The organism is Lutibacter sp. (assembly GCF_041596795.1).
Classification (GTDB): domain Bacteria; phylum Bacteroidota; class Bacteroidia; order Flavobacteriales; family Flavobacteriaceae; genus Lutibacter.
Genome location: NZ_JBFHHX010000247.1, coordinates 1 through 2,594 on the forward strand (window position 1 = coordinate 1; position 2,594 = coordinate 2,594).

Consider the following 2,594-nt stretch of genomic DNA (forward strand, 5'->3'; position numbering starts at 1 on the left):
TGAAATTTTACAAGCTGGTATGCTAGTGTATATGAACAATACAAGTTCTGAGTTACAAATAACAAATAATTCGGGAGCCACAATAACTTGGATTGCGGTTTATAATCAATTAGGTCAGGTAATGAAACATTATAAGAACACATCAAAAGAAAGTGTATTTTCAATTCCATTAAATGTAAGTTCTGGTGTTTATTTTATGGCTATTAAATCGGAAAAAGGAAGTTTCAACACAAAAATAATTATTCAATAATTTAGATTTTAAAGCTTTTTAAACAACCCTCAGTATTTAGTTATGCTGAGGGTTGTTTGTATTTATTATGGTCTATAAAAGTGTTTTTATCATAGTTATATACCTATTTATATAATAGCAATAAAACTAAATATAGTTTTAAATCTACAGTTTTGTTACTTATTTAATAGTATACATTTTAATCTATCTTATTTTAGGCATTTAAGCAGCTAATGTTAGTGGGATTTGATTAAATAAAAAATTTGTTAATAACTGCTTAAAATGATTCTAAATAGCTAACAAATAGTAGTTTGCGTTATTTTTTATTTCAATTTAGTTTGTTAATAACTTTAATTTTAGTAAATTTGAGAGTATGTAGCTTTGAAAATTAATAAAAAAATTGTATAGCTATAGAAACCCTAACTTAAAATTTAGCTATGGCCCCAGTAGTTTTTCTTTCAATTCTAAAATTTAAATTATCAAATTTGTTGCTTTCTGTTGTGCAAGAAAAGTCTTCACTATTGTTATATACTGCTAATTACTTTAATTTATTATGGAATTCAATTGTTCATAGCAAGGTTAGTTTGTTTGCTAGAATTAATCAAAAATCTATAAATGCTTTTAAAAACTCTATTAAAGCAAGTTTATGCTTTGAATATGGGTTATTGTATTTTACAAAAAAGGAATGTATTTAACTATTTGTGTTAAATATTTAAACTTTTAATATTATCAGATTATAAACCAAAATATCAATAAAATGACATAAAAAATTAGAAAACAAAAAAAAATGAACTTGAAATCCCAATTGCCTTATGAAAAAAAACACACAAAAATATTCACCTCAAATAAAGGCTTTCTTTAGGTCGTTATTATCACCTTGTATTTTCAAATCTTTTAAGTTTAAAACTGGATTTGTAAATACATCCAATAAAAATTTATTTTTTTTATTCGCTATAATTTTATTTACACAATTATCATTTGCACAAACCATAGGTGACTTTAGATCTGCTGCTACAGGCGATTGGCAAACTGCAAGTACTTGGGAAACTTGGAACGGAAGCTCTTGGGTTACTGCAACAACATATCCTGGTCAAAATACGGGCACTTATTTAGTTACTATACTAGTTGATAATACTGTTTCTGTGAGCACTAATTTTGTTAGTAACAATATGGGTGAAGTAAGCGTAAGCGGGAAACTTAATTTAGTTGGAGGATCAAATCCTAAATCAGTAACGTTAAACACGTCATTAATAGATGTTTTAAATGGTGGGGAGTTAATATTCGATACTCAAAAAGTAGATTTGTATTTGCCAACTAATGCGGTGTTAGCTATACAAGATGGTGGTGTTATCACAGGTGCATGTTCTAACAATACCGAAATTTTTATAGGTGGAGATGTAATTGCTGTATGTCGCGGTGGTGGAGGAACCGTAGCAACTTTTGGAGAGATTGTGGCTTCTGGGGGAACCTTAAACGCAAATATAGATAATCCTGCGGATAAGGCTGTGTATTGTCAAAATACCTCACTGAATTTACAAGGTTCATATAGTGGAACGCTAATATCTGGTCAAACAGTATCTTATTCTGGATTTATTACAGACCCAAGCGGAATAACTACAGACTATATTAATATAACTTCAATACCTGCTTACACGCTATCAAAGGCTGGCGTATATATATTGTCTTTTACAGTTAAAGGAACTTTTTCAACTGGCAGTTCTTATTCAAACACAGAAACACATACAATAACTGTAAGCTCTACTGCTGTTGGAGGAACGGCATCTTCAAGTCAAATAATTTGCAGTGGTAGTTCACCAACTGATTTAACTTTATCAGGTCAAACAGGTACTATTCAATGGCAATCATCATCAGACAATAACACATTTGTAAATATTTCAGGAGCTACTTCTGCAACTTTAAGCAGTGCGCAAATGGGTGCGCTTACGTCAACAAGGTATTATCGAGCACAAATCACAAACGGTGTTTGTTTAGAGTACTCAAATACAGTTGTTATTACTGTAAACTCAATTCCGTCAATTACTGGTACAACTTCTGATACGGTTTCTTTAAATGGAATTGCAACCTTATCTGCAACTGCTTCATCTGGAACAATCTCATGGTATGCTGCGGCTTCAGGAGGTACTGCATTACAAACGGGCTCTACCTTTATAACACCTTCATTAGGTACAACAACAACTTATTATGTAGAAACTACTGATGGAGGTTGTACTTCATCAAGAGTAGCTATAGTTGCAACTGTTAGTGCCTTTTTTGATAGTGATGGAGATGGTGTTTTTGATGATATTGATATAGATGATGATAATGATGGAATTAGAGATGTGGATGAAGAATTAAATAGTAGGAA

2 protein-coding genes and 1 pseudogene are annotated in these 2,594 nt (G+C 30.8%); all 3 read left to right on the forward strand.

Annotation, left to right across the window (positions count from 1 at the left end):
- Positions 1 to 250: T9SS type A sorting domain-containing protein (locus tag ABY298_RS15900; RefSeq protein WP_372747026.1), on the forward strand; the 250-nt coding region annotated here is incomplete at its 5' end.
- 416 nt (positions 251 to 666) lie between these two features.
- On the forward strand, positions 667 to 924 hold the full coding sequence (locus tag ABY298_RS15905; RefSeq protein WP_372747027.1) for a hypothetical protein: 258 nt from the start codon (positions 667 to 669) through the stop codon (positions 922 to 924).
- A gap of 117 nt (positions 925 to 1,041) precedes the next feature.
- A pseudogene (locus ABY298_RS15910) lies at positions 1,042 to 2,594 on the forward strand (hypothetical protein); the annotation flags it as partial.